The organism is Dactylosporangium fulvum (assembly GCF_025137375.1).
GTDB lineage: Bacteria > Actinomycetota > Actinomycetes > Mycobacteriales > Micromonosporaceae > Dactylosporangium > Dactylosporangium fulvum.
In genome coordinates, this window is the sequence record NZ_CP073720.1 from 7,738,872 (window position 1) to 7,758,686 (window position 19,815).

15 protein-coding genes are annotated in these 19,815 nt (G+C 70.8%); 3 read left to right on the forward strand and 12 right to left on the reverse strand.

Annotated elements, in window-relative coordinates; genetic code table 11:
* The first annotated feature begins 25 nt into the window (after positions 1 to 25).
* Entirely contained in the window at positions 26 to 727 is a 702-nt protein-coding gene (locus tag Dfulv_RS35400) for a DUF4386 domain-containing protein (RefSeq protein WP_259858180.1), read from the forward strand.
* A gap of 119 nt (positions 728 to 846) precedes the next feature.
* Here Dfulv_RS35400 and Dfulv_RS35405 read toward each other — a convergent pair whose 3' ends face one another.
* The 3 genes from Dfulv_RS35405 to Dfulv_RS35415 form a co-directional block, all read right to left on the reverse strand.
* The gene (locus Dfulv_RS35405) at positions 847 to 1,386 is read right to left on the reverse strand and encodes a hypothetical protein (RefSeq protein ID WP_259858181.1); all 540 of its coding nucleotides are present in this window, start codon (positions 1,384 to 1,386) and stop codon (positions 847 to 849) included.
* Between the two features lie 434 nt (positions 1,387 to 1,820).
* Complete coding sequence (locus tag Dfulv_RS35410) at positions 1,821 to 2,198, reverse strand: ribbon-helix-helix domain-containing protein (protein ID WP_259858182.1); 378 nt, start codon at positions 2,196 to 2,198, stop codon at positions 1,821 to 1,823.
* 445 nt (positions 2,199 to 2,643) lie between these two features.
* Positions 2,644 to 5,742: a glycosyl hydrolase family 95 catalytic domain-containing protein gene (locus Dfulv_RS35415; RefSeq protein ID WP_259858183.1), complete on the reverse strand. Its 3,099-nt coding sequence runs from the start codon at positions 5,740 to 5,742 to the stop codon at positions 2,644 to 2,646.
* Positions 5,743 to 6,576: 834 nt separating this feature from the next.
* On the opposite strand from Dfulv_RS35415, the gene Dfulv_RS35420 reads away from it, so the two are divergent.
* Together Dfulv_RS35420 and Dfulv_RS35425 are read left to right on the forward strand one after the other, a co-directional pair.
* Positions 6,577 to 7,725 (forward strand): S8 family serine peptidase, encoded by a 1,149-nt coding sequence (locus Dfulv_RS35420; RefSeq protein WP_259858184.1) that lies wholly within the window; start codon positions 6,577 to 6,579, stop codon positions 7,723 to 7,725.
* 82 nt (positions 7,726 to 7,807) lie between these two features.
* A complete protein-coding gene (locus tag Dfulv_RS35425) occupies positions 7,808 to 9,517 on the forward strand; it encodes an Hsp70 family protein (protein ID WP_259858185.1) in 1,710 nt (569 codons plus the stop codon).
* Between the two features lie 25 nt (positions 9,518 to 9,542).
* On the opposite strand, the gene Dfulv_RS35430 is transcribed toward Dfulv_RS35425, so the two are convergent.
* From Dfulv_RS35430 to Dfulv_RS35470, 9 genes are all read right to left on the reverse strand, one after another.
* Entirely contained in the window at positions 9,543 to 11,315 is a 1,773-nt protein-coding gene (locus tag Dfulv_RS35430; RefSeq protein ID WP_259858186.1) for a substrate-binding and VWA domain-containing protein, read from the reverse strand.
* Between the two features lie 254 nt (positions 11,316 to 11,569).
* Positions 11,570 to 12,604, reverse strand: a complete 1,035-nt coding sequence (locus Dfulv_RS35435; protein WP_259858187.1) for a polyprenyl synthetase family protein — start codon at positions 12,602 to 12,604, stop codon at positions 11,570 to 11,572.
* A 146-nt stretch (positions 12,605 to 12,750) separates the two neighbouring features.
* A complete protein-coding gene (locus Dfulv_RS35440) occupies positions 12,751 to 13,596 on the reverse strand; it encodes a UbiA prenyltransferase family protein (RefSeq protein WP_259858188.1) in 846 nt (281 codons plus the stop codon).
* Positions 13,593 to 14,729: a cytochrome P450 gene (locus Dfulv_RS35445; protein ID WP_259858189.1), complete on the reverse strand. Its 1,137-nt coding sequence runs from the start codon at positions 14,727 to 14,729 to the stop codon at positions 13,593 to 13,595. The genes Dfulv_RS35440 and Dfulv_RS35445 overlap by 4 nt, the downstream gene beginning before the upstream one ends.
* Positions 14,726 to 17,341 (reverse strand): PEP/pyruvate-binding domain-containing protein, encoded by a 2,616-nt coding sequence (locus Dfulv_RS35450; protein ID WP_259858190.1) that lies wholly within the window; start codon positions 17,339 to 17,341, stop codon positions 14,726 to 14,728. Before Dfulv_RS35450 ends, Dfulv_RS35445 begins: the two co-directional genes overlap by 4 nt.
* Positions 17,338 to 17,949, reverse strand: a complete 612-nt coding sequence (locus tag Dfulv_RS35455) for a nitroreductase family protein (protein WP_259858191.1) — start codon at positions 17,947 to 17,949, stop codon at positions 17,338 to 17,340. The genes Dfulv_RS35450 and Dfulv_RS35455 overlap by 4 nt, the downstream gene beginning before the upstream one ends.
* A complete protein-coding gene (locus Dfulv_RS35460; RefSeq protein WP_259858192.1) occupies positions 17,949 to 18,545 on the reverse strand; it encodes a methyltransferase family protein in 597 nt (198 codons plus the stop codon). Before Dfulv_RS35460 ends, Dfulv_RS35455 begins: the two co-directional genes overlap by 1 nt.
* The gene (locus tag Dfulv_RS35465) at positions 18,542 to 18,802 is read right to left on the reverse strand and encodes a hypothetical protein (RefSeq protein ID WP_259858193.1); all 261 of its coding nucleotides are present in this window, start codon (positions 18,800 to 18,802) and stop codon (positions 18,542 to 18,544) included. The genes Dfulv_RS35460 and Dfulv_RS35465 overlap by 4 nt, the downstream gene beginning before the upstream one ends.
* The gene (locus Dfulv_RS35470; protein ID WP_259858194.1) at positions 18,799 to 19,602 is read right to left on the reverse strand and encodes an AfsA-related hotdog domain-containing protein; all 804 of its coding nucleotides are present in this window, start codon (positions 19,600 to 19,602) and stop codon (positions 18,799 to 18,801) included. Before Dfulv_RS35470 ends, Dfulv_RS35465 begins: the two co-directional genes overlap by 4 nt.
* Positions 19,603 to 19,815 lie beyond the last annotated feature (213 nt).

The following is a 19,815-nucleotide window of genomic DNA, read 5'->3' on the forward strand; positions in this document are numbered from 1 at the left end:
ACTCCACGTGATTGCCTGTCGTGCCATGCTCGACGTCCCGCGTGAACTCGTACTACTGCTCCTGATGGCGGCAGGATTCTTCTCCCAGGCCTATGTGCCCGGCCAGATAATCGTTGCCGGCGATGCCGCGGCGACGGCACGCAACATCGTGGCATCAGAACAGCTGTTCCGCATCGGCATCGCCGCCGACGTCCTCATCTTCGCCGCCGACATCGTGATGGCCGTGGCCTTCTACGTGCTGCTCAAGAAGGTGAATCCGGGCCTTGCCCTGCTCGCCCTGCTGCGGCGAACTGCGCAGTCGACCATCATGGCCATGAACGGGCTCAGTTTCCTCACGGCATCGTCGGTCCTGAGCGGCTCCGACACCGCAGGAGCGCTCAGCCCGGACCAACTACAGGCATTGGCGAACACGTACGTCGGCGCGCATACCGCAGGTTTCAACCTCGGGCTTGTCTTCCTCGCGTTGGGAAATGGCGTGTTCGCCTATCTGTTGTTCACGTCGAACTACATTCCCCGCGCCCTGTCCGCCTGGGGAGTTCTGGCGTATGTCGTAATGGCGGCAGGCAACCTCGCCACCATCGTTCTCTCCGGCGCTGAGGACACTGCCGGGGGCGTGATGATCCACTACCTACCGGCCTTCTTCTTTGAGGTGATCGCAGGCGGGTGGCTGCTGTTCAAGGGAGTACGGGCACCCATACCAGCCGAGCCCGCACCCGTGCACGAATAACCACGCGCCACGCTGACCCGGCCTCGCTCGGCCGGGTCAGCGGCGTGGTTGATCGATGCGGTCCGGCTGGCGAAAACGCAGGGCCGGAGGCCCTGCACGCCGGAGGCGCCCGTGGTGGGTCAGCGGGAGCCAACCACCGGCGCGTACGGGCGGGCATCCGGGACACCCCGGGCGCGCAGCGCGGCCATCACCTCGCCGGGGCCGCCTGGAAAGAACCCGGCCCCCACGGGATAGCCCCACCGCCCGCCGCGCCTGCGCATCGGGGGCAGCCTGCCTTTTCCGTCCTGTAGCGAGATCATCGCCGCCGAGTGGGGGACGATGTCGAGAAAGGCAAGGACAGACCGGCCGCGGACCGTCGCCGATTCCACGCCCGACCACGGGATCAGGACTGCCTGGGCATAGGTCGTACCGATTTCCACGCCGACGGCGGACAGCCGGACCCAATGCGGGTTACGGATCCGCATCCCGAGCACCACGCTGACGGTCATGACGGGGTAAAGCCAAAACTGTGGAAGAACGGCGGAGTCGACGGCGCGGCCGGCCGACCCGCCGAGCAGCGCGGTCAGCCCGACGTGGAACCCCGAGATAGACAACCAGACGAAGAAGGCCGTGCCGGCACACACCGCGACGACCCGGCCCGCGGAGCTACGGAACAGCACAGCGTCAGGGGCTGGTGGCGGTGGGATCACGCCATCATCATGAGGCATTCTGGCCACCCCCAGGGAACCTGGCTCCATTCGCGCTCGCCGCACATGCTGGGCAGACTCGCCTTCGGCGCACCGCCGGAGCGTCTCCCGCCGTGTGGGGGTACGCGTCCGGGTCGCACTCGGTGCAGCGTCGGCAGATGGTTCGCAGACGCAGAGTCACCGATTCGGTGAAGGCCCCGGCTCCGCGTGTTGAGGATGTCCGGGGCTTCGACGTGCCCTGAGCGGGGCGCAGCGGCCAGCTTGCCGGCCTGCCACTGCTTGGGTCAAGGTGAGCTATACGAGCCGATCTGGTCCCCAGGAAGCCGAAAAGGCACTCAAGCACGTTCTCCCAGGTCGCCAGAAGCATGAACCGCCCGGGTAAGGGGTCGGTGTCAGAAGAGCTGCGCTCACGCCGCCTCGGCCTGATTGCCGAACCGACCGGCGACGACCTTCCGCAGGACCTCGAGCGCTTGCACCGCGTCGTCAGGTCCTACCGGCGCCGTCCGCTCCCTGATGTAGGACACCAGCGCCTCCCGGATGACGTCCGAGCGGCGCGCCTGCTGCACCTCCGCAAGACCGTCCAACTCCTCAACCATCGCGACCGACAGCCGGATGCTGATCATCGCCATCGGCCCGTCCACGGCCGGGGAGACCACTCCATCCGACACGGGCGCTACCGCGGACAGCAGCGGCGAGACGTCATCCGAGGCATCGAACCAGGCGACAACCTCATCCTTGGACATCCGCTCGAAGTCAGGACCACTCACAGCACTCGCCTCCGCCACTCATCCAACTCCGCACCAGCCAACGCCTTCACGCTCAAAATCCGACAGGTCGTGGTGCGATACATCTACTCACAGATGACCGCGACGACCCGGGCGCTACCGGCCATCCCCATCACAACGAGCAGCAGGTCACCGATCCGACGCTCGAACCGAAGGCCCGGCGGAGCATGCAGTGCCTGATCGACCTCCTCGAGGGAAACCTTGCGACGACGGGCGACCGCTAGGCCCTCGTCTGTCCACAAGTACTCCCGCTCCAACACCATCTCGCCGTATCACGATGTCATACACGAAGACGTCGCGCTGCCAATTCAGGCACCACTCAGCACCATGCAGACAGGAGCCGCAGGCCAAGAGCCGCCGGCCACCCGCGAGTGCCGCCGACTCGTTAGGCGCGAGAAGGTCCCCTGCCGGGCACGGAAGGCAACGGCAGGGGACCTTCTACGGGTCAGCTGGTGTAGGCCTCGAACTCGTAAATGCGGGCGGCGGTGTCGGTGTTACTGGTCGGAGCCAGCACGTTCAGCCGCAGATACCGGGCGCTCGTCGCGGTGAACGTGGAGGTGGTGACGTTGGACGTGTTCCCGCGCGGTGACGCGACCGTCGTCCACGTCGTACCGTCCGCGCTCACCTGGAGGTCGAAGTCACGGGTGTTCCACGCCGTGTTCTCCCCACCGGCACCGGCGTGCCGGATCACGACCCGGCTCACCGACTGGCTCGAGCCCAGATCGACCTGCCACCACTTTGTCGCACCCAGCGAGCACCATTTGTCAGCGTTGCCGCCGTTCACCGTCCCATTGACGGCCTTCCCCGGCGCCTCCGTCGCCGCGCACTGACTGTCCGCGGTCGCGGGCCGGTTCAACGCCAGGTTCACCGTCGGGGTACCGGTCGTCGTCACGGTCAGCGTGTTCGACGGTGCGGACCGGTTACCCGCCGCGTCGCGGGCGACGACCTGGAAGGTGTAGGTCGTGTTCGGCGCCAGGCCGGTCGACGTGAACGTGGTGCCGGTCGTGGTGCCGGCGGACGCACCGCCCCGCAGGATCTCATAACCGGTGACGCCGACGTTGTCCGACGACGCGTCCCAGGCGAGCGCGACGCTGTCGGACGTGGAGCCGGTCGACCGGAGGTTGCCGGGTGCGGTCGGTGGCGACGTGTCCCCGCCGCCGCTGCCGATCCGGTACTGCCGCCCGGCCACGGCCGCGAAGGTCACCTGCGGTCCGTTGCGGGTCACCGGTACGGCCTGGCCGGTCGACAGGTCGATGACGTCGGCGGTGGCGACGAGCTGGTTGCGGACGGTCAGGTTGCCGGTGCTGCCTGCGGTGATCGTGATCCGGTTGGCGGCCGAGTTGGCCCAGACGACGTCGACGGTGGCGTTGCCGCGTGCCCGCAGGCCGGTGACGGAGCCGTTGGCCCAGGCCGGTGGCAGCGCGGGCAGGACGTCGATGATGCCGAGCTGGCTCTGCAGCAGCATCTCGGTCATGCCGGACGTCGCGCCGAAGTTGCCGTCGATCTGGAACGGCGGGTGGGTGTCCCACAGGTTCGCGAGCGTGCTGCCGGTGAGCTGTTCCCGGAGCAGCTTGTGCGACCGCGCGCCGTCGCGGAGCCGTGCCCAGAAGTTGATTTTCCAGGCCTTGCTCCAGCCGGTGCCGCCGTCGCCGCGGGCGTTGAGCGAGACCCGGGCGGCGTTGGCGAAGTTGGCGTTGGTCAGCGGGGAGATCTGCCGGCCGGGGTGCAGCGCGAACAGGTGGGAGACGTGCCGGTGCGTGTCGCCCTGGTTGTCCCAGTCGCCTTTCCACTCCTGCAGCTGCCCCCAGGAGCCGATCCGCAGGCCGGGGTCGAGGGCGTTGAGGGTGTTCTGCCACTGGGTGCGCAGGGACGGGTCGAGTCCCAGCGCGGCGCTTGCCTCGATAGTGTTGGTCAGCAGCTCCCAGACGATCTGCTCGGACATCGACGCGCCGGCGGTGAACTCGCCGTTCTCCGGCGAGTAGCTGGGCGACACGACGAGCTTGCCGTCACGCGGGTCGGTGTGCAGCGTGGACACCCAGAACTGGGCGACCTCCTTCATGGCCGGGTACGCGCGGTCGCGCAGGAACGTGGTGTCCTGCGTGAACCGGTAGTGGTCGTACAGGTGCTGGCACAGCCACGCCGCCGCTTCCGGGAACCAGAACGACGTCGGCCAGTCGTGCACACCGGTGTACCCGAAGGGTGTGGTCTCGTCGTGCACGACCCAGCCGGGTGCGTTGAACATCGACTGTGCTGTGACCCGGCCGGGTGCGCGGAGCGAGTCGATGAAGTCGAACAGCGGTGCGGTGGTCTCGCCGAGGTTGGTCATCTCCGCGGGCCAGTAGTTCATCTGCAGGTTGATGTTGACGTGGTAGTCGGCCGACCACGGTGGACTGTTGGTGTTGTTCCAGCCGCCCTGCAGGTTCGCCGGCAGCGATCCCGCCCGCGACGACGCGATCAGCAGGTATCTGCCGTACTGGAAGAACAGTGTCTCCAGTGCACGGTCGGCGGCGCTGCTGCCGCCGGTGTACTGCGAGCGCAGCGTGTCGGTCGGGATGTTGGGCATCTGCCCGCCGATGTTGAGCGCGACCCGGTCGAACAGCGCCTTGTAGTCGGCGGTGTGCTGGTTCCACAGCGCCTCCCAGGACTGCCCGGCGGCGCCGTCGACGGCCTGCGTGATCCTGTTGTGCGGGTCGGTGCCCCGGTAGCTCGGGTAGGTCGGGGCATAGTTGGTGCCGGCGGAGAAGACGATCGTCGCGCTGGTCGCGCCGGAGACCGTGATCTGGCTGCCGCTGCCGGTCAGCGTGCCGCCGCTGATCAGGACCCGGAACTGCGACTCGTACGTCATGCCGTTGTTCTGCAGCGTGCCGCGGACGGTCATCCGGTCCCCGGACACGGTGTGGGTCGCGCCGCCGTGCGGCGAGACGTGCCGCAGCACGAACGACACCCGGCCGGCCTGGCTCGCGGTCAGCCTGGAGACGATGACGTTGCGGGGGTAGCTGGCGATATACTCCCGCTTGAACGACACGCCACTGTGGTCGTACGTCACGCGGGCGGTCGCCTCGGCGAGGTCCAGTTCGCGCCGGTAGTTGCTGACGGATGCCGGGGTACCGGTGAAGTCGAGGTACACGTCGCCGAAGTTCTGGTATCCGCCGTAGCCGGCTCGCGGACCGCCCAGCCGGCTGGCCACGGTGGCCGGCGCCACCCGCTGGTTCTGGTCGATCAGCGCCTGGACCTCGTCGATCGCGGTCGGTCGCGCCGGGCTCCAGTTGCCGTTGTTGTAGTTGCCGTCGCCGGGGCCGCCGGTCCACAGCGTTTTCTCGTTGTACTGCAGGTGCTCGGACTGGATGCCGCCGAACACGCTGGTGGCCAGCGCGCCGTTGCCGATCGGCAGGGACTCGGTCTCCCAGTCAGCGGCCGGCCGGTTGTACCAGAGGGCGAGCGCCGGGTTGGCCGCGGCGACGGCTTCGGTGTTCATGGTGGTGACGAGGGCGAGCCCACCGGCGACGAGCACGGCGCCGGTGAGCGCGGCAATGAGTCGTCTCAATCTGACGTCTCCCTAACGTAGGCGACTGATGCCCCGCCAGATGTTCCGGGTGGCGGCGGTGCCGGTGGCTGGCGCATCCTGCCGGGGGTCGACAGGGGCGGGGCGTGGGGGTGTTCGTGACCACCGATGTGGTGCCGTTGAGGTCGGGCCAGCTCGACCTGCTGCCACTCGGCGGCGTTGATCGCGGTGTGCGCATCGGCGGACGGCGCGTTGCCCACGACGATCGCCGCCCAGCCGACCAACGGCTGCGTACATCCATCGAGGTGCGGTCAGCGCGGCGGACACGGCGAGCACGTGGATGGTGAGATGGCCGGCGGCGGGACCGGCACGGGCTGGCATCGGCGGACTCCTTCACATTGCTGGAGGAGCGCGCCGACGCACCTGCTGTAACGGCGTTCTGCAAGGTGGGTGCGAGACAGTTACCGCCGTCGTTGAGAACGACTGTTGCAAGAAGCTTGCCGAGTTGTCAACACTTTCATCGGATGAATGGTGGCCCTGCTGCCCACTGAACGCACCTGGGGCGGATCTCAGCTGGATATCCGCCGCATACATCGGTGGTATTTCGATCTCGCAGCCCGCTGCACTCCTCCATTCACGTGCTCCCCTCTTCAGGGGACATTCCGTTTCCAGCACCACCTGCGGTGCCTCGCCCCACGAGGCGGCCAACTCAGCCAAGACGAAAGGAGTCGTTGTCGATGCGGGTGACACTCAGTCGCTCACGCTACGCGTCGGGTATCACCGAAGTCTGTGAATGTCAGACTTCGGTTGCGAGGCTGGCGACGACGCCGATGGAGCAGCAGCTGTTCGGCGCGCCCCGATAGCGATGGGAGATCGATGATGCGTGTGCTGCGCCCGGTGGCATTGGCCGCGGCCCTCGCCGTGATGGCGGCGACCCCGGTGGTGGCCGCGCCGGCGGCCTCCGCGCAGACCATGCGGGACCGTCAGTGGTACCTCACCACGCTGGACGTCGCCGCCGCGCAGAAGATCACTCAGGGCGAGGGCGTCGTCGTGGCCGTCGTCGACAGCGGCATCGGCGAGCACCCCGACCTCGACGGGCAGGCGCTCGCCGGCATCTCCTACCTCAGCGACGACAACAGCCTGGTCGACGACTCGGGCCACGGCTCGGGCATGGCCGGTCTCATCGCCGCCAAGGGGGGCAACGCCGACCACCTGCTCGGCATCGCACCCAAGGCCAAGGTCCTCTCGGTGCGCACCATGACCGGCAGCGCCCCGGCGCCCGGCACCTGGACGCGCATCCCGGATGCCATCCGGTGGGCCGTTGACCACGGCGCGAAGTTGATCAATATCTCGACGGGCGGCTACCTCGAGACCGGCAGCTGGGAGGCCGTGCGGTACGCGCTGGACCACGACGTGCTCGTCGTCGCCTCGACCGGCAACGCCAAGGAGTTCCCCGACCGCACCGCCGTCCTCGATCCGGCCAGCATCCCGGGCGTGCTGGCGGTCACCGCCGTGAACCGCGACGGCAAGGTGTGGGACGGGGCGCTGCACGGGCCGCAGACGGTGCTCGCCGCGCCGGGCGTGGACATCCCGCTGGCCTCCGCCGCCGGCGGCGGCCGCGTCATCGGCTACCACGAGTCCACCAACAGCACCAGCAACGCGGCCGCGATCGTGTCCGGGGCGGCCGCGCTGATCCGGGCGAAGTACCCGCAGCTTCCGGTGAAGGACGTCGTCCAGCGGCTCATCGCCACGGCCGACGACGCGGGCGCGCCCGGGCGCGACCCCGAGTACGGGTACGGCCGGCTGAACCTGGTCAAGGCGCTCACCGCCGACGTGGCGCCGGTCGCCGCCAACCCGCTGCTCTCGGGCGTGCAGGGGGCCCCCGACGACGAGGTGGGCAGCCACACGTTCCCCAACGTCCTCGGCGATGCGATAATCCGAATGCTGACCATCGGCGCGGTCTGGGTCGGGGTGCTGCTGCTGGCCGGGCTGATCCTGCTGCTGACCCGGCGCCGCCGGACCTGAGCGCGCTCAGCCCTCGCGGATCGTGCGGATCCAGTCGTACAGGCCGCTGACCCACAGGGCGAGCGGGATGATGCAGCACGGCGTGGGCGATCACCGCGACGGCGAGCATGCCGATGACGCCGACCGCGAGCCGCAGCAGCTGCTCGGCGGCTGCGTGGGCGCCCACGGCCACGTCCGCGAGCACGACCAGGCCCGCCATTCGGTCGCAGGCATCATGGCTGGCTGGGCAACTGGTCACGTCCTGCTCCGCGAGCTGCCGGAGAGTGTGGTCACCAAGACGCACCGATCAAGGCGGGACGGAAATGCGGGGGCCGCGTACGCTGCAACGATGGCTCACGGCGTGCTGCTCGGGATTGACTTCGGCACCTTCAACACCGTGGCCATGGTGCGTCGCGGCGGCGGTGAAGCACGTCCCCTGCTCTTCGACGGGTCACCGTTGCTGCCGTCGGCGGTACTCCTGGAAGGCCCCGGCGACGTGTTGTCCGGTGCCGAAGCCGTGCGGTCGGCGCGGGTGCATCCGGATCGATACGAGCCCAACCCGAAGCGACGGATGGCAGACGGGATCGTCCTGCTCGGCGGCTACGAGACCGACGTGGTCGACCTGGTCGCCGCCGTGCTGGGACGTGTGGCGTCGGAGGCGCGGCAGGTCGCCGGCCAGCTCCCGGATCGTGTCGTGGTCACGCATCCGGAGACCTGGGGCACGTCGCGGTTGAGCCGGTTGACCGCTGCGGCCGTCCGCGCCGGCCTGCCGGACCCGATACTCGTGTCGGAGCCGATCGCTGCCGCCGCCTACTTCCTCGGCCAGATCGGCCGGGTCGGCGCGGGTCAGTGCGCGGTGGTGTACGACTTCGGGGCAGGCACGTTCGACGCCGGTGTGGTTCGGCGCGGCCCCGCAGGAGCGCTGACGGTACTGGCCAGTGAAGGACTGCCCGAGGTGGGCGGCCTGGACCTGGACGCCGCGTTGGTGGAGCACCTGGGCCGGCTGATCGCGCAGCGGGCCCCGGACGCTTGGGACCGGTTGCAGCGACCGGCCACCGCCGCCGACCGCCGTGCCCGGTGGCAGCTGTGGGAGGACGTTCGGCTGGCCAAGGAGTCGTTGAGCCGGCGTTCGCAGACGCTGGTGCACCTACCGGTCCTGGACGACGCCGTTCCGGTGAGCCGGGACGAGTTTGAGCAGCTCGCCGAACCGGTCATCGCGCGGACGGTCGCGGTCACCCGCACCGCGGTGCGCAGCGCGGGCATCGGGCTGTCAGACGTCGGTGGCATCTTCCTCGTCGGCGGGTCGAGCCGCGTCCCACTCGTTGCGACGCTGCTGCACCGCGCGTTCGGGATACCGCCGACGGTTCTCGAGCAGCCCGAGCTCGTGGTGGCGGAGGGTTCACTGATCCTGCTCGACGCGTGCGAGGAGCGCACGCCGACGGGCGTCACGATGAGGCCGCCCGTCGGTGCCGGGTCGGAGGAGACCGTTGCGCAGGCGCGTGGAACGGCCACCGGCCCGCCACCCGTGCCGCAGGGCTCGCCGCAGCAGGTCCTGCAGCTGTCGCCGGCCTCGACGACGGCAGCCCGCGCGTCGCGCGTCGACGAGGCCGTCGAACCGGGGCGGGGGCGATCGATCCGCCGTCACCTCACCGATCCGTGGAGTGTGGTAGCGGCCGTGCTGCTCGGTGCCCTGAGTGGCATGAGTGGCAGCCTTGCCGGTGCGAGCACGGCGGCCGTGCTGACTGCGGGAGCCGTGGTCACCGTGATCGTGCATACGGTGCGGGTGGCCCTCGGTATCGTGTTCGACCGTTGAAGACGCGGTTGTCAGACGTTGCCCGCTAGAAATTACTCAGCACCGAGCTGAATATCTTGTCGACGCTGGCCGGGTCGCGCGCGTCGTAGGCGGCTGCCCGCGACACTTTCGCGATCTGTTCGAGCGTGTCCAGGTCGGCCTCCTCGCCGAAGGCGATACCGAAGATCCGAACCGAGTTCTCCAGGCGTGACCCGTCCAGGTCACGGAGCAGCTTCACCCGGTCGTTGTCGGCCGGATACTCGTTGCGCCCATCGGTGAGCAGCACGACTGCGTTGATGCGGTCGGCGTCCAGCCGTTCCCGCATGTACAGGTCGGCGGCCCGGGTCGTGTGGTACAAAGCCGTGCCGCCATCGGCGCTCAGCGCCCGGATGATGCCGGTGAGTCGCTGCTTCGCGTCACGGATGCGCGACATCGGCAGCCGCTCGGTGTAGGGCTGCGCACCGTTTGGTCGCTGCCCCGAGAACGTCCACAGTGCCACCTCGTCGTCGGGATGCAGCAGCTCGAGGCTCGCGATTGCCGCGTTCTTCGCGGCTTCCAGCTTGCTGATGTCACCGGCCGCCTCCTCCTTCATCGAGCCCGAGACGTCGAGGACGAGCAGCACCCTCGCCTTCTTCCGCAGGTCGTCCCAGCCGGCGAGGATCTTGTCCAGGATCTCGCCGACGGGTGACTGGATCAGGCTGAGCTTCTGCCCGGCCGGGATCTGCAGGGTCTGCGCCAATTCGGGGCCGGCGTTGCCCCGGTGGTCGCGGAAGCCCATCGCCGCGAACGCGGCCTGCTGGGCTGGTCGCTGCAGGAACGCGAGGAAGTCCGCGGCCGCTTCCCGTTGTGCGTCACTGGCCGAAGGCAGCACCACGTACGGGTGGTCGAGCATCAGCGTGCCGTCCCGCGGCACCATCGGCACGAGCGGCACCGTGGGCGCCTTGCCTTTCACCTTCGGGTCGCCGGTGGTGTTGCCCTTGTTGTAGAGGTAGGTGAGCTGCTCCTGATGCACGACGGCGCTCACGTACGACATCGCGGCGCCCTTGGCGTCGGCTTCGGCCAAGTTGGCGAGGAACTTCACCGCATCGTCGGTGTAGTGCAGGACGCCGGCTTCGACCCCGCGAACGAAGTTGATCACATTGGGCTGGGTGAGGTCGGCCGCCGTCAGTTCGCGGGACAGGCCGGTCGCCGCGTAGTACGTGGCCACCGTCGCGGCCAGGCCGGACGTGGACCGGTGCGGGTTGTCCTTACCGAAGGAGAAGCGCCCCCACTCGGGATGGCCGTACCGGCCCCACCCCTGCGGATCGGACGCCAGCGCCAGCACGTCGCTCCACCCGAACTCGCGGTTCGGCCAGCCGAACGCCTCGGCCATCGGCTTCGGCATCGAGATGACCAACGGGCTCTGCGCGATCGACGGCATCTGCGTGCCGGCCGCTGGCACCACCTGCTTGCCGCCGGCGGTCTCCCGGTGGCGGGCCAACTGGAGCCACAGCGATGCGGTGGGCGTCCACACCTGCGGTGCCGGCCCACCGTCGCGCTGTTCATCCCAGCCGGAGCCAAGCGCCTCCGCCGCCGCGCCGGAGGTGAGCCGGTGCACGGTCACCGACGCGCATCGCTTGCCGCCGTACAGCGTGTCGGAGGCGTTGTACCGGCGCGCCAACTCGATCATCAGGTCGGCCTTCTCGGTCGACGAACTGACCTCGACGGGTTCACAGCCGGCTCGCCTGTCGGCGCCCGCCTCACCGGGGTCGCGACGGAGCACCACGTACGTCACCACGACGGCTATCAGACCGACGATCACCGCAATCACCAGCGGCATTCGCGCACGTGGCCCCGTCACAACGCCCATCGACGGTCTCCTGTTCACCAGCGGAGCCCCGCATCGTAGCCGACGGCCACAACACCGCCGCTATCCGCCGGACGTGGCCGACTGGACCGTTCACCCTGCTGCGTGCGGTGTACGCGCAGGGCGCGCCGCAATGACTGGCGCGGCTTCCCGCGGTGGAGATGCTGCGGCAGGTCTTGCTGCACTGCTATGCGATCAGGTCAGGCGTCCGGGTCGACCCGTCCGGTTCAGCCGGCAGCCGGCAGTGGGAACGCCAGCATCGCCTCGTCGATGAGCGCGTGCAGCGCCGCAGTGTACGGTTGCGCACCGCCGAGCGTGTGCAACGCCCCGTGCACCTCGGCGAGCATCCCGTCGACCCGGCCGTGGTAGCTGCGCAGGTTCTCGGGGGCCGTCAGCCGCATCTTGAACTCGGCCCGGGCCGCCGCCGACGTCGCCGCCGAGGCATACAGCGCCAGCAGCGCCGACCGTTGCGCTGCGGGCACCCCGTCCAGCAACAGCATCACCAGAAACGTGGCAGCGCCGTTGCGGATGTCCTCGTCCCGACCGGTGACCAGGTCGCGCTGGTCATTGGTCAGCTGCCGGAGGACCCCGAACCGCCGGCCGACGTCGCGCCAGCGGTCGACCCTGCCCGGGTCGGCACCGGCCAGGCAGGCCGCCATCGCGGTGGCCATGGCGTACGGCGCACCGGTCTTGCCCGCGTAGCTCGCCAGCACCGACGCGACCGTCGCGCCGGCAGGCCGGGCGGAGTAGTCCAGCAGTTGGCCGCTGATACCGTCGAGCCATCCGCGGGACAGCTCAGCCAGGGCCGCGACCTTCGTGGCGTCCGGCACGCCGACCTCGCCGACGAGCCTGATCGGCAGGTGGCTGCCGACGCCCAACGCCGCCAGGATCCCCGCGTTGAACCGCGCCGGGTCGGCCCGGATCTCCGGACCGCCGTCGGCCAGGTCGTCGAGGTAGCGGGCGGCGGCCCACCAGAGCAGGTGGACGACCGCCGCCGGTCGGCCGCCCGCCGGATCGCCGGTCTCAGCGGCGTGCACGAGCAGCGGCAGCCGGATCATCACGTTCACCGCACCGGTCGAGCCGCGCGCGGCCAGGTTGCCCAGGAAGCTGCCGAGGAACTCGGCCATGGCCTCGTCGGCGACGTCGCCGCTGGCCCGCAGCCTCGCCAGGAGCGCGGTCAGGTCGTCCTCCACCGCGCCGACCACCTCGGCAACATCCACCATCCGGTACCCCCACAGCCGTCGATCCTTCAGGCTCGCCATTGCCGACACACGATATGACGGCCGCCGATGTCCACCGATCCCGGGCCGACGCACTACAGGTCGGACGCCGTCAGGGCGGTGTCCTGCTCGTGGATGATGTTCCTGAGCTGCACGCGGGACCGGACGCCGAGCATGCCGGACCGCGGTCACAGCATCGCGGTCACCGCCCAGGAGGCGAACGAGGCCAGGAGGAAGTAGCCGGCCAGTCGCGCATCCCAGCGGTCCGCGCGGCGGAAACGCCACCACGCCAGGGTCGGGAGGGCGAGCGGTAGCAGCGTCAGCGCAAGCCACAGGGGCTGGGTCTGCCGGGCCGTCAGGGCCAGGACTATCGTGGCGCCGGCGGCGCTCAGCAGGGCGACGGCGACGGTGCCGGGCAGGCCGAAGGTGGTGACGTAGGTGCGTTCCCCGGGTCGCGGCGCGCGGGTGATCTTCTTGGCCACCTCCAGGTGCAGCGTCGCGAGGACGACCACGGCGAGCGCACGCCAGAACGACGGGTCGAAGCCGCCGCCGGTCGTGCGGAGGTGGATGACGTACAGGTAGAGGTGCAGCAGCAGTTGCACGGGGCAGCTCAGCAGTAGCGTCAGCACCAGCCGCCCCGGATCCGGGCCGGGGAGCAGCAACAGCAGCGCATAGGCCAGCTGGACCGCGATGACAAGCGCCGCCCAGCGGTCGAACAGGTTCAGCAGCACCAGGAGCGCGGCGATCACGGCGTACCAGCGCAATAACGACGACCCGGTGACGGCACCGGCGGCGAGCGGGCGGTCCGGGTTGTGTACGCGGTCGTAGGGCAGGTCGCGGATGTCGTCGACGATGCGCATGAGCAGCATGTCGAGGGCGATCGTGAGCGCCGCGACAGCGGTCCCCAGCCCCGGCCGCCACGGGCCACCGGGCGGGCCGGTGAGGGCGAACAGGCCGGTGACGCCGTAGGCCCAGCAGACCGCGAACAGCACCGACGGCACCAGCGGGTAGCTGCCGCGGATGAACGCCCTCATCGCAGGTGCACCGGCAGGCGCCACAGGCCGCGCAGGAACATCTTGTCCCGCCACGCGGGACCGTTCGGGTCCGGCGCGGCGTGCAGGTCCGGGAAGCGGCGCAGCAGCGCGCCGATCGCGGTGCGCAGCTCGACCCTGGCATGCGGGGCGCCGACACACATGTGCCGGCCGTGACCGAAACCCAGGTGCGGGTTGGCGGGCCGGTCGAGGCGGAACTCGTCCGGGTCCGAAAAGACCGCTGGGTCGCGGTTGGCCGCGTCGGTGAGCGGGATGACGACCTGCCCGGCAGGCAGCGGCACCCCCGCGAGCTCCGCGTCGGCGAGCAGGACGTGCGGCTGCCCGCCCGTGCCGGCGAACCACACCCAGCGCAGCAGTTCCTCGACCGCGGCGGGGATCAGGTCAGGCCGCGCGATCAGGGTGCGGCGCAGCTCGTCGTCGTGCAGCAGGTGGTGTACGCAGCTGCTCAGGTGGCTCGCGGTGGCGTCCCCACCGGCCATGACGAGACCGGCGGCCATGACGACGATCTCCTGCTCGCTGAGCGCCGGGGCTAGTGTCGCCAGGAACCCGGTGTCCAGCCGGTCGCGGAAGTAGCCGTGCATGGCGGCCGTCGCCGCGGTGACCTCGTCCGGCTCGCAGCGGCCCGCGGACATCATCACGTCGGTCCACGCGACCAACTGGTCGACGTCACCGTCCGGCGTGCCCATGATGCGGCCGACGACGAGGTAGGGCAACGGTCGCAGGTACGTCGCGACCAGGTCGACCGGTCCGGGCTTCGCGGCGACCGCGTCGAGCAGGTCCTCGGCGATCCGCTCGATCCACGGCCGGTCTGCCTCGGCGGCCCGGTGGGTGAACGCCGCCTGTACGCTCCGGCGGCGGCGGGTGTGCAGCGGCGCGTCGGTGGTGGCCAGGGCGAGGGTGTCGGCACTGCGGGCGAACATGGTGCCGCCGTGCCACTGCTGTCGGCTGAACCGCGGGTCGGACAGCACCGTGCGCACGTCGGCGTGGCCGGTGACGAGCAGCGCTGGATGGTTGCCGAAGATGCGGACCGGGACGAGGGCCGAGCGCCGGAACAGCGCCGCCTGCTCGGGGTCGAGAGCGACGCCGGGGCGGCTCTCGAACGGGAACCGGGTCATGACGGGTCCACCTCGGCGAGGATGCGTACGGTCCCGGCGGTGCCGTCGAGCTCGATCAGGGCACCCTCGGGGATGCGGCTGGTGGCACCCTGCACGGCGACGACCGTCGGCACGCCGAGCAGCCGCCCGGTGATCGCGGTGTGGGACAGCAGCGTGCCGCGCTCCACGACGAGCCCTTTCGCCGCCATCATCAGGAACAGCCAGCCGGGGTCGGTCTCGCGGGCGACGAGGATCGCGTCGCGGCACGTCTCCGGTGGCACGGACGGGTCGAGCACCAGCCGGGCCGGGGCCCGCACGACGCCGGGCGCGGAGCCGAGCCCGGTGAGCACCCCGGCGGCGTCGGCGGCCCGGACGGTGGTCACCGCCACGGCGCCGGGTAGCGTGTCGGCGAGCGGCCCGGTGGCCGGGGTGCGCAGGAGGCCGGGCCGGCCGGGGCGGGTCTCGGCGAGGAGCCGTTCGCGGCGCCGGGCGGCGGCGAGGTCGCGCAGCGCGGCGCACGGCAGCGTGCCGTCGTAGGCGCCGAGGACCTCGGCGACGGTGAGGTCGCGGATGTCGAGCGGGTCGTCGAGGTGACCGGTGGCGTGCAGGTCGCCGCCGAGCCGCCAGAGGATGTCGCGAGAGAGCCCGTAGAGCTGCGTGCGGCAGAACCGGGTGTCCTCGCGAACCCGGGCGGTGAACCGCACGTAGCGGGACAGGGTGCGCAGGACGGTGCGGCGCAACCGGCCGGGGCAGCGCGCGGCGAGCTCCTCGGCGGCCTGGTGGGCGGCCCGCTGCTCCGCCTGGAGCAGGGCTTCGACCGTGCGGCCCTGGGTGATGTACGGACGCAGCAGCTCCAACAGGGTCCACGGCTGCTGGCGCGGGGTCGACTGTTCGAGCTTGAGGTCGTGCAGGGCGCGGTCACTGTAGCGGCGCAGATAGTCGGCGGCCGCCTCGGCCAGCGGCGTGCCGTGCTGGCCGGTGCTGATGTCGTGCCACACCTCGCGGGGGCGTTCGCCGGACTCGACGGCCGCGCGCAGCCCCGGGTCGGCGGCGACGAGCTCGGCGAGAGCGACGGCGGCGCGGACCGACTGCAGCGACCGGTTGGCGGGACCGCCGGCCAGCAGGCCGGTGAGCAGGCCCTTCGCGCCGTCCGCCCATCGGTCGAGCAGGCGCATCAGGGCCTTGACGGCGAGCAGCCCGTAGATGGAGTTGGTGAGGGTGACGCCCCAGCGGACGCTCATCGCCGCCCACAGCTCGCGGTAGGCGGCGACGAGCTGGTGCGGGGTGCGCCCGGACAGGTCGCCCGTGTCCGCCATGACGCCGTCCCACCAGCGAAGAAAATTGGTGGCCTGGCGGGGGTGGCGGGTGGCCCGCAGGAGCGTGCCGGGCAGCGCGAGCCACGCCCGCCGGCGGGGCCGGGTGACGGGCGGGCGGGCCTCGCCGGTGACGCCCATGCCGTCCTGCCACACGTCGCGCACCAGGTCGAACACCGGCATCTGGCCGTGCAGGGCGTGCCAGGCGCCGAGGCGGTAGTAGATCCGGCCGTCGAGGTGCGCGACGAGCTGCTCCAGGTGGTGCCGGTTGGCGTCGACGGTGCGGGCCGGCACGCCCATGCGGTGATACAGGTCGCCGAATGCGCGCCGGTAGAACTCCTGTGCCTGGGAGAAGGTGAGCGCGCCGGAGATTCCCGGGTAGCTCTCGGTGATGTTGTGGTTGGCCCAGTACACCGGCGGGCCGGCGGGCATCACCATCGGCCGGGCCTGGACCAGGTGCAGGGTGCCGTCGGCGGTTATGGTGCCCTCGACGTCCTGCGGGCCGCCGAAGAACGTCTCGGCCCTGGCGGCGAGGGCGGCGACGGCGCGGGCGGTGCGGTCGTCGAGCACCGGCGCGTCGGCGAGGCCGGCCGGGACGGGCAGCAGCGCGAGCTCGTCGGTGCCGGGTGCGGGCGGGCCGACCATGCGTTCCTTGCGGACCAGGTCTGCGGTCACGGTCGTGCCGGTGACGTGGAAGTGGTCGACGTCGGCCTTCTCCTGCACGACGCCCTCGCCGATGCCGTGCGCGGCGGCGATGACGGTGCGCCGGGCGCCGTCGCGGGGGTCGCGGGTGAACGCCACGAACGAGCGGGTGCCGGGCACCATCAGCTGCACGCCGACCGCGATCCGGGTCCGGGCCGGGTCGAGGCCGCGAAGCTCCCGGTAGGCCACTGCCCGAGCGGTGAACGCCGACGCCCAGCAGGCCGCGATCCGGTCCGCGACCCGGTCGGCGGGCACGTAGAGGAAGCTGTCGCTCATCCCGGCGAACGGGTCGGCACCGTCCTCACCGTCCTTGCCGTCCACTGTGGACGCGACGGCGCAGGCCCGGACGGCGAACACCGCGTCGGAGCCGAACCGGGCGCGAACCTCGGCGAGAATGCCGTCCGGCACCGGCGCGGCCCGCAGCGCGGCCGCCGCCCTGGCCCACCGGTCGGGGCCGTCGCCGGGGTCGACGTCCCGCCACGCCGCGTCGAACACGTTCGCCGGGACGGTGACCAGGTCCGGCACCGGGAACCCGGCGGCCCGCATCCGGTGCAGGCGGGCGAACTTGTGCCCGACGAGCGCCGGGTCGGCGACATCCGTGACGGTCGTGATCGTCATTTCTCGTTCCAGCCGTCGATGTGGATGACACTGTCCAGCGGGCCGCGCCGCGCGGGACGGAAGTCGCTGCCGATCGGGTGCGCGGTCGGGATCAGCGCGCCCTGCCGGACGCCGGCGGGCAGCCGGAGCAGCTCGGCGACCTCGGCCTCCCGGTCCAGGTGCACGGCGGTCCACGCGGTGGCGAGGCCGCGGGCGCGTGCGGCGAGCATGTAGCTCCACGCGGCCGGCAGCAGCGACCCCCAGATGCCGGCCTGGTTGCCGGTGCCGAGACCGTCCGGCAGCGAAAGGCACGGCACGACCAGGACGGGGACCTGCCCGAGATGCTCGGCGAGGTGCCGGGCGCTGGCCAGGTCCCGGGGCGGGACCCGTGGGTCGGTGACGTCCGGTGGGTACCGCTGCTCGAAGGCCGCCCGGTACACCTTGCCGATCGCGGAACGCAGCGCCGGGTCGGTGACGACCAGCCACCGCCAGTGCTGCCGGCCCGCTCCGGTCGGCGCCTGCACGGCCAACTCCAGGCAGGCGCGGACGTCGGCGAGGTCGACCGGACGGGTCAGGTCGAGCCGGCGGCGCACCGACCGGGTGGTGGCGAGCACCTCGGCGACGTCCATCACCACACGCCCGGGACCAGGCGTTTGCGGCCCACGGCGTAGTCACGGTAGCCGGGCATGTCCCACAGCACCTGTTCCTCCACCCGCAGCCGCCACACGATGGCCGCGACGAGGGCGCAGAGCGCCAGGACCGCGGCGGGGCCGGGGAAGCACCCGACGAGACCGAGGTGGGCCAGGATCATGCCGGCGTAGGCGGGGTGCCGCACCATGCGATACGGCCCGTGGGTGACGGCGACCTGGTCGCTGCGGCGCACCACGTGGTGGGAGTAGAACCGGCCCAGGGTGCGGATCGCGATCTCCCGCAGGACGACGCCGCCGACGAGCAGCGCCGCCGACGCCCAGAACCAGGCGGGGCGCTCCCCCGGCACCAGTAGGCAGCAGCCGATGGTGGCGAGCCGGGCCGCGCCGTAGGGCACGATCGTCCACGCGTCCTGCGGCGCGTTGGTGGCCCGCAGCGCGACCGGGGCCTCCACGAGCAGCCACAGCGCATACAGGCCGATGACGACGAGCGCGGCCGGGTCGTCGCGGTGCACGTATGCGCCACCGGCGAGGAGCCCGAACGCGGCGACGAAGATGATCCAGGGTGCGGCTCTCATGCGGTCCACTCCGGTCGGTGCGGGATCTTCAGGACGGCGTCGCCCGCCGCGATGCCGATGCCGTTGGCCATCTCCTCCAGGTCCGACGACGAGCGGTTGACGATGCTGCGGACGCGCGCGAACCCGCCCCGGTTGCTCAGCACCGCCGCGGTGCCGGCGTTCGTCGCGTACCGCCAGCGCATTTCCGGCTCGGCGACCGTGCGGGCGGGCGGGATGTGGGTGCCGACGCTCGCCGGCCACAGCCCATCGAACCTCACGCGGACCTCACCTTCCGGTAGGCGGCCGGCGACATCGTGTGGGTGACGATCCGGACGGTGCCGAGATCGGTCGTCCCGGCATGCAGGCCCATGTCGAACGCGGTCCGCGGCCGGGACTTCCCGGCCGGCCGGCGCCAGCTCACCCGCAGCGGCAGGTCGGCGGGAGGAGCGGCCGGGATGTCGGCGGCCAGGTCGATCCAGACGACATGGACGCCGTACGGGTGACCGTTGGCGATGTGGCCGAGCATGAGCACCAACTGCCGGGCCGCCTCGATCACCTCGATCGGCTCCCGCAGGTCGCCGGGCGCTGCGAGGGTCGGGCAGCGCAGCACGGCGCAGGTAACCTCACCGGACGGCGTCTCGGTGGGCGCACCCAGCATGACGGTGCTCAGGTCGGCCCGGTGCACGAGCCTCGGCTCGGCGGGGGCGGTGAGCGTCGCGGTCCCGCTTCGCCCGGGCCCGGCGGCCGGCCCGGCCGCCGGAAGGGCCGGCCCGGGCAACACGGTGACGGTGCCGCGGCAGATGTCCCGGACGGTGTCGCCGACGGACTGGGTGGCGGTGAGGTCGAGGGTGTCACCAGTCTGGTCGCAGTGCAGCTCGACGGCCCCTTCGAGCTCGCCGAACGCCGGGAATGCGAATGCGAGCCGCAGCCGCCGGTCCGGTCGCCGCAATGCGCCCCCGGTGACGTCGTCGGCGAGCCCGAGCAGACCGGCGACCAGCAGATTGCCGGGTAGATGGTCGACCGGGTGGTCGAAGAAGAACGGGTGGTGCCGGTCCACGCGTAACGGAACCGTCAGCATCAATTCCACCATTCACCTCTGTGACGGGTGCGAAGAATCGAAGTATGGTGTCGAAACTTGCGTCCGTCAATACTGGGCAACATCGCTGGAATTCGCCGCACAGTCATACTTTCGGGTGATTCGCATTCATCCTAATGGCGTTCAACCGGTGGCCAAGCATTGTCTGCCGCGAATGCGAAACAATGCCGTAACAGGCGGCCGGAACGTCCGATG